The sequence below is a fragment of the Candidatus Omnitrophota bacterium genome (assembly GCA_023819145.1).
In the GTDB taxonomy this organism is placed as follows: Bacteria; Omnitrophota; Gorgyraeia; order DTHP01; family DTHP01; genus JBFWKV01.
This window is the reverse complement of sequence record JAMWCW010000021.1, coordinates 1-7796: the sequence shown is the minus strand read 5'-3', so window position 1 is coordinate 7796 and position 7796 is coordinate 1. Positions and strand designations below refer to the sequence as shown.

Genomic DNA, 7796 nt, shown 5'->3' with positions numbered 1-7796 from the left:
CTAAACGCAAGGGATTTCTTACTTAATTTCACCCCTCGCCTTTAATCGTTGTATGGCTTGCTCTCGCAAAAACGCATCCGCTTCAGTTTTAATTTTTCGTTCCTCAATTTCTTCTTTTGTGAGTAAAGGAATATAAACTTGAATTTTTTCCAAATCTTCCTGGCTATCAACCTCGCAATAAATATACCCATCCTTTAAGAGATGTATCCCCCTCGGTAATTCCGCTTTTGCGGCGATGTTACCATATTTGTCCCTAAAATACCCATATCCCGTTTTAACTTCAAATTCCATAATTACCTCCTTTATGAGCCAAGCGGTATCCAATATAAATAAACATAATTTCCAGAGCCCCCTTCGGTACGCACCACCTTCCAGTAATCGTTCTTTTTAACAGGCATACAAAAAGAATTATCTCTTATATTCACCGAAGTTGCATACTGCATGCTAGCAGAAGCAACCGCAGTAGTTGGCGGGTTACTATTATCGGTGTATCCAACCGCATCCTGCCGTTGTTCTGTGCTTCCATCACCGTAAAGTCTACATATCACAAATCCGTCTGTCAGGGCTTGATAAACCGTGTTGATATTTTTACTTTCCAAAGAGCCAAATTGATTGCCTGAAATTTTTTTGCTGTTTGTTCCATCGTGATCGTGTCCCGTGGAAGTATCAAATTTATCCACAATAAACTTTTTTCTTGTTGCCTCATTGTCAGCAGTCGGGTCGGAAGCGGGTAAAACAGGAATAGAAGAAAAGGTTTTTACTCCCGCTATAGTCTGATTACCTGTAAGTTTTACATTTTGTGCATCTTTGGTATCCACATAAGTTTTAGTGGCTTTTTGGGAAGCGACCTTTTCATCGGAGTTAGAGGATAAAGTGTTGTCCGTATCAACTGTTATCGCCCCCAATTCCTCCACATCTTTGTTCTCAAGCCCAGAAGCGTCTGATTTCCAGCCAACAACCATATCCGCAACAGGAGCTGGAAATCTTATAGGTTCGGTCTTTGTGCTGTCCTGTAAAATCGTTCTGTCAATTTTTTCTTTTAACTGTTGGCTAATAAAAGTAAGTCTATCTAGAGCTTTTTCGTGGCTTTCAGCTGGAAAGGGGTCGTTTTCCACATAATCGTTTTCTTGAGTAAGAGCTAAATTCCTTCTGATAATTAATTTCTTTCCTGTCGCTAAAGCGGTTGCCAGCGTTACATTACCCCCGCCCTCATTTCCAGCCCCGCTTACAGTGTAATCCGCTCCTAAAGTTAAAGTTGTTTCGTTGCCCGTTGAAGTGTCCTGTGAAATTACCTCTAAATCCTCCTCCTGAAAAATTTTAAAGGTGTAGGGAAAAACCGTTGTTGAGCCATCCCCGTCGTATACCACCTTTGAAGTTTGGTTAGATACTGTCATTTTTTCCTCCGTTTATTAAAAAAGTGGTTTTAATTGACCTTTAATTTTAGTTTTCTCTTTTGTTTCGCCCAAAGGTTTTCCAGATATGATGCGTTTTATACTAATATAAGGTATACCAATTATTTTACTTATAATCTGCATAAATCTATCTAACTTTTTCCACATATTTTTAGTTTGAGCGAGTATTTTTATATCTTCAAATAATGAACCTAAAGGAGTATCTGCGGTATAACCACTAACAAAAATGTTGATTATACTGCCTATATATAATATTCCCCCTATCCCGCTATTTAATACATCTAAAGCAAATTCAGTAAGGTCTTCCTGTATTCTTTTGCGATTTATCCATCCAATAAAAAAAGCAGGAACTAAAACAAAAAACAACATATCATTGGTAAATCTACCCCATCTAATTTTACCTTCTTTTTTCTTTAAGATACTTTCCACCAATAGATTAAAATTTTGATTTTGTTGATTTCTAAATAATGTAAGACACTTTTGCCACTCTCCACCTCTAAAAGTATCAGGAAGATATAACGCCCCGCTTATAGGTTGGGTTTTTGTTATTGTTTTATCAGCAAAATCTATCGCTTCCTGTTCAGACATCCCGTCTTTAATCGCTCCCTCATAAGCCCCAAGCCAGACAATATCGCAAGTAATCTTATCTATTATTGTCCAGGGAAGTATAGATTTTTCTCCTATAAATTGTTTTATTGAAGTTTTGCCTAACCAACCCACCCCAGAATGTCTATTTAAAAGCGTGGTTAATTCTCTATCTAAAATTCTTGTTCTATGACGCATCAGGACGCTTTTTTCGTTTATGTTTTTATTCCATTCTAATGGAGATAAGAAAAATTTAAACAATGCCTTAATAGTATTTGACTTTCCTGCTACTTCCATACCCTGCAATAAAGAAACAGGGGCTTTCATCATTGATAAAACATTTCCGCCAATAACTGCAGTAACGTAATTAATGCGTAGCCAGCGAATAACCTTTTCCACATTATTAAGGGTTTGTCTATTATCAAATCCATAAGCAACATCTTTTACCCATTTATCTAAAACTCGCCAAAACTCTTTACTATACTTTTGTTGTATTGTATGTCTTATTTCTGTATCGTTTAAAATTTTATTAACATCCCTTATCGCCAAAGCGAACGCTTTATAATGCTCCACCTTCCAGAGATTTCTTAAAATAGTCTTAAAGTAAGATAATTCAGAAAAACCCTTTGTAGATGAGACCCTTTCTTTAGTAAATCCCTTTGCCACACCCGCCCTACGCACATATGCTCTTTCTAATATATCCTGCTCAAGTTCTTTGTTATAAGAGATATCCTCTAATCTATCTATTGGAAAATAATTGTCTTCTTTCCCTAAATGAACGCCTTCTAACTGCGAATAAACTTTATCTATTTTGTAATACTGATATTCATCATAAAAACGATGCATATCCCTTACTGCTTTTTTCTCATCTTCTGAAAGAAAATTGGTTATAACCTGAATATCCTCATCGGTAAAGCCCGTGCCATATAGATGTTGTCTTTCTGCTTCATTAAGAGAGTGAGCATAAACAAACATCGCCATATCTTTAGTTATTCCTTTAAATCTACCGATATTATATTTTTTAGCAAAGAGTTCCGCTAAATTGCAATTTTTATGAACATCCTTTATAATTTCAATTATTTTATGAGTTTCGGTTAATTCCATCTCTTGTGCCTTTACAAGTGGCTCCCAGATTGTTTTATGGAAAATTCCATCATTATTAAAATCATCTAAAATATCTATAAGTAATTGAGGTCGTAGATTGGTTATAATAAAATCCTTAATCTTTTCTATAGATTTATCTTTTAGGTTTTTGTTTTCCTCTCTTAAAATTCTAACAATGGGGGTATCTTCGGTTAAGCCCTTTCCTTTGGAAATAAGGTTTATTATTTCGCCTTTAACCTTTTCAAAATTTTGTTCTTTGATATTTGAGATTAATTTATTTTTTAATTTTCCCAAATGATATAAACGCTGGGTTGTTTCATTTAAACTTTTCAATTCTTCGGTGGTTAAGTCCTCAAGTTTTACCTTATCCAGCAAAGCAAGTTTTTCTTCAGGTATATTTATTTCTTCGCCTTCCGCCTGCATCCTTTTGATAAATTCTATGGTAGAAGGAGCAAGCCCTTTTTTCTTTAAAAGAAATCTATCTTTTATAGCGTTTAATTGGTCTCGGTATTTTATATCTAAAGTTTTGGTATCTAATCTATTAAAAATATCTTTTATATCGGTTATTAATTCCTTTCTTTCAGCTTTTTCTTTTAATGCGATTATCTGTTCGGTTAATTTATCAATCGCTTTTTGGAATTGGCTCTGGGTTTGAACATTTTTTATCAGTGTCAAAAATTGTCCCTTGTCTTTTGAAGGAATTCTCGCTTCTTTTAATACGTCTGTTAATTCATTTTGGTAGTTTTTAATTTCCTCTCTGGTTAATTTAACGCCTTCCTTAAAACCCGTTTCTATCGCTTTAATCTTTTCTTGTAAGTAAGTGGTTTCTTTTTTTGTAATATAACCTGGGCGATTGGCTTCTATTTCTTCTATTAGATTTTTGTGTGTTTGTTCAAGATTTTGTAGATATTCTTTAAGCCCAATTTCATTGTTCACTTCTATATTAAAACGATTACGAAGTTCATTTATTATTTCATTTGTTTCCATACCTTCTTTTTTAGCGATATAATGAGGCGGTATTTCACTTAATTCTTCTCTGTAAGCAATTTTGTTTTTAAGGAATTTACGAACATTATCTATCTCTTGCAAAGCATTTTTAGCGACTTCTGCTTTTGTTTGCTTCTCTTTTAATGCTTGAATTTCTTTCTGTAAAGAAGATATACCAGACAAATCGGGTTTGATTTTCTCGGGGGTAATTTTTACTTCTGGAGATATGGGCGGCAATTGGGGAGTTTCTTTAACTTCAGGTTCTATTTCAGGTTTTGGTATAGCGGGTTCTACTTCAGAAACAGGAACAATTTCTTCCGCTATCGCTTTCTCTAACAGAGATGCTGGTTTTGGTTTTTCTTCTACTACCGCTTGCTTTTTAATACCAGTTGCTACATCAACAACCGCTCCTGGTATCCCAATTCCAGACATACTTATCGCTGATTGGGTAAGGGTCTCGCTCAATCTATTTTTCCACTCTGTTAAACTCGGCAATCCTTCGGGATTTTTATCAATTACCGATGCCAAACTTTCGCTAACCAAAGAGATTACTTCCTGTATTTCTTCCTGCGCTATATTAACCCCCAATGTCTTACTATAATTACCCAATGCTTTTATAATAGCATTTTTGATTAAAGGATTATTGGCTATATTTTTTAAGCCCTGTGTTCCAAAAAGTTTCTTAAACGGTTTGCCTAATACATTAAATTCCCAGAGTTCAACTATACCAATAGCAGTTCCAGCAGCAATAGCAACTGGTCTGGCTACTTCAGGTTTAATTTCTTTTTTGATTAAATCCAGATAAAGCGAACCGCCCTCTACATCAACGCAATTTTTAATAACTCCGACGGAGTATCCAGTGCCCAATCCTCTTAAAAATTCCCCGGGCACAGTAATTGCTTCTTCTGGTAAAGCTGGTAAAAGAGTTTGTCCCACTAAAGCAGCCCTACCCGCAAGTATCCCGCCCGTAACAAGTCCCCATTTAAGCGCCTCTGTTTGCGATGTAATTATATAAGGCAAAAGCGAAGTTGTTCCCTTTGCAATTGTTTTAACAGGCTGTTTTCCAAAAGAAAATTCTCCGTAAGATGCGGCTTGTTTAAGCCAATAATCTCTTGCGCTATCTGCTTTCTCAATTGCTTCTCTATCGTTTATTTTTCCCCACATTGCGTTGCTTCCGTATTTACCATATTCTAAAGTTGCCATTCCCTCATACCAACCTGCTTTAATTGCTTCGGGTAAAGTGGGTGCGGAAGATACCACAAATCCTTCAAAGGACATTTTCTCAATATCTTTAAAAGGATTTTCTTCCTGTGGTTCGTTCTCAATATCCTCAAATGGATTTTTTTCTTCCACAACAAGATTTTCCATATTATTCTTTTATATCGTAAAATTTCGGATTATAACCCGCTTTTCTTAAAAAAACCGCAATTTCTTTATCTGATTTTCCTTGTGCTCTTAATTCATTTATCTTTTTTACAATTCTTTTATCTTGTAAGAAATTTTTAGTATCGCCAGCGGCATATATATCTTCCTCTAATTTTTCATTAATTGCTTCTATAAGTGCCTCCTGTGGTTTTTTACCCGTTATTACTTTTTGTAACACATTACCATACAATTCTGCCTTTACCTTTACCTGTTCTTCGGGAGTAGTATAAGAAGAAGAAAATAGTTTTGATTTTTTCAAAGCATTTCTAAATTCTTTATTTTTGAAAGCAATGTCAGCGGTATCAGAAAATAAATCCTTAAATTGACTTTCAGTAATATAACCTTCCTGCACCGCTTTTAACGCATCCGCCCTATATCTTGTTATTTTATCAAATGAACCGCCTTTTCCTAACAACTCGTTTTTTCTTTCCACTAACTCATTATACTTTGTCAATTGCTCTATTAACGGGCGTTCTTTTCTTACAGGATTTTGCAAATTTTTTATCAGCGATAATCCAAAAGGTCGTCCGATTTTACCTTCTTCTATTTGTCGTTTTACCTCCTCAACCGTTAATTCTCCGGCCCAAAAACGCTTTAAATCTTCTAACTCATTTTGATTTTGCGCCACAGCAATTGCTTGTTTATTTTCTCTTTTAATTCTATCTAATCTTGTTCGGATTTCATCTATGAATTCCATTCTTTCTTTTTCGGATATTTTATTAAAAAAGCCAACAGTTCCTTTTTGTAATTCCTGCAGGGCTTCTTCTGGTTTATACAAAATGTCATAATATATTTGTGCCTTCTGTAAGTTATAGTCTAATTTCGTTAACTTTTCTTTCTTCTCTTGTGGTTTTAAAAATCCTGTCTCATATGCCTTATTTATTTCTTTAATTATTTGGTCTTTGTAAACTTCTTTTGCTTTCTGGTCATCTATGCGGGCATAACTTGAGATTAAATCTGTTTCCAACGCCTCAAATGCACCCCTGCCTAAATCAATTATTTTTTGTCTATGGATTTTTTTAAGATTAATTTCAGAAGAGATGGAGTAGCGGTCAAAAAGATTGAGAAATTCGTTTTTTGCTTCTGGGTAAGTTAATTTTTTCAACTCCGCCTGTTTAATTCCAGATAGTTTTGATATATACTGCTGGTTAAATTCTTCCTCATCATATTCGTTATTGTCAGTTAACGCCTCAAGTTCAAGTTGTTCAAGTTGTCTTCTTAAAGAAAGTTCCGCCTGGGCTAATTGCCTTGCTACATCAGCCTTGCGAAACTTTAATCCTATTTCAGTAAGAACTTCTCCCATTTCCCCCAGGGCTTGACTTACAGTTACCGCTGGAGGAGTGGAAGTTAAACGAGGGGCTGGGGCTTCTTCGGTTAAATCTAACCGACTTTCATAGATAGGAATTTTAGGCATTTATATTTTCTCCTGTATTCTGGGGTAAACCCAATAAACCTAATTTTGTTCCAGTAGTTAATAAAGTTGTTCCCATTCCTAAATACCCAGCACGCATATATTGTTTTCCTGCATATCTTTGATAACCCGCCTCATAACCCAATCTTCTTTTTTGCACATCAGCATTATAACGAGAAACCGACAAATCCAACTGATATTGCGCTTCAGTATCCGCCAAAACCTCTAAAGGACTTCCTTCCAAAGATACACCTGCCTTAGCGTATAAAGCCCGCTGTTTACCCAACAACGCTTCTTTTGCTCTGTTTAGGCGGTATTCCTCTAATTTTTGGGCTCTTTCTACCTGCTGGGCTTGAAGTTCTGCAACACGGGCATTATATTCTGCTTGCTCTTGGTATGCTCTGGCTTGTTGATATTGTGAAGCTATTTCCATTCCTGCCCCAGCTACAATTAAACTTGTAATAACTGGATGTGCTACCGCAAAAGCCATCTTACACCAACTCCTTGTTATATAAAACAAAATCCCTTCCGTTGGAATATTTAGGATACTCTTTTTTCCTTTTAAATCCTAAAATTTCCAAAAATTTGGTAGTTTTGATGTTATCAACACAAAACGCCTCTAGATGCCTATATTTGAATTTCATTTCTTCAAATTTTTCTTTTATTATCTTAATAAGTTCTTTAAGATGTTTATTTGCCTGCTTGCTTAAAATTATCCAGACGCAACCCGTATTTGAACCAACCTTATATATTCCACCAGCCCCTATCATCTTATTATCAACTATCCCTAAAAAAACTTCCCCCAGCCGACTATATAAATTCAACTTTAATTTTATAAATTCACCGCTATTTATCCCATCAAAAAAATCAAT

6 protein-coding genes are annotated in these 7796 nt (G+C 35.3%); all 6 read right to left on the bottom strand.

The window, feature by feature from the left end:
* Positions 1-18 precede the first annotated feature (18 nt).
* Entirely contained in the window at positions 19-291 is a 273-nt protein-coding gene (locus NC818_07395) for a hypothetical protein (protein MCM8784566.1), read from the bottom strand.
* A gap of 11 nt (positions 292-302) precedes the next feature.
* Positions 303-1394 (bottom strand): hypothetical protein, encoded by a 1092-nt coding sequence (locus NC818_07390; GenBank protein MCM8784565.1) that lies wholly within the window; start codon positions 1392-1394, stop codon positions 303-305.
* Positions 1395-1409: 15 nt separating this feature from the next.
* Positions 1410-5456 (bottom strand): hypothetical protein, encoded by a 4047-nt coding sequence (locus NC818_07385; GenBank protein ID MCM8784564.1) that lies wholly within the window; start codon positions 5454-5456, stop codon positions 1410-1412.
* Between the two features lies 1 nt (position 5457).
* Entirely contained in the window at positions 5458-6927 is a 1470-nt protein-coding gene (locus NC818_07380; protein MCM8784563.1) for a hypothetical protein, read from the bottom strand.
* Positions 6920-7414, bottom strand: a complete 495-nt coding sequence (locus NC818_07375; GenBank protein ID MCM8784562.1) for a hypothetical protein — start codon at positions 7412-7414, stop codon at positions 6920-6922. The genes NC818_07380 and NC818_07375 overlap by 8 nt, the downstream gene beginning before the upstream one ends.
* Before the next feature lies 1 nt (position 7415).
* Positions 7416-7796, bottom strand: a 381-nt coding sequence (locus NC818_07370; GenBank protein ID MCM8784561.1) for a hypothetical protein, incomplete at its 5' end; no start/stop codon positions are given.

Bases quoted from the DNA above. Each gene is read 5' to 3' on its own strand.
- NC818_07375 (MCM8784562.1), bottom strand. From the start codon at position 7,414: ATGGCTTTTGCGGTAGCACATCCAGTTATTACAAGTTTAATTGTAGCT.
- NC818_07385 (MCM8784564.1), bottom strand. From the start codon at position 5,456: ATGGAAAATCTTGTTGTGGAAGAAAAAAATCCATTTGAGGATATTGAG.
- NC818_07380 (MCM8784563.1), bottom strand. From the start codon at position 6,927: ATGCCTAAAATTCCTATCTATGAAAGTCGGTTAGATTTAACCGAAGAA.
- NC818_07395 (MCM8784566.1), bottom strand. From the start codon at position 291: ATGGAATTTGAAGTTAAAACGGGATATGGGTATTTTAGGGACAAATAT.
- NC818_07390 (MCM8784565.1), bottom strand. From the start codon at position 1,394: ATGACAGTATCTAACCAAACTTCAAAGGTGGTATACGACGGGGATGGC.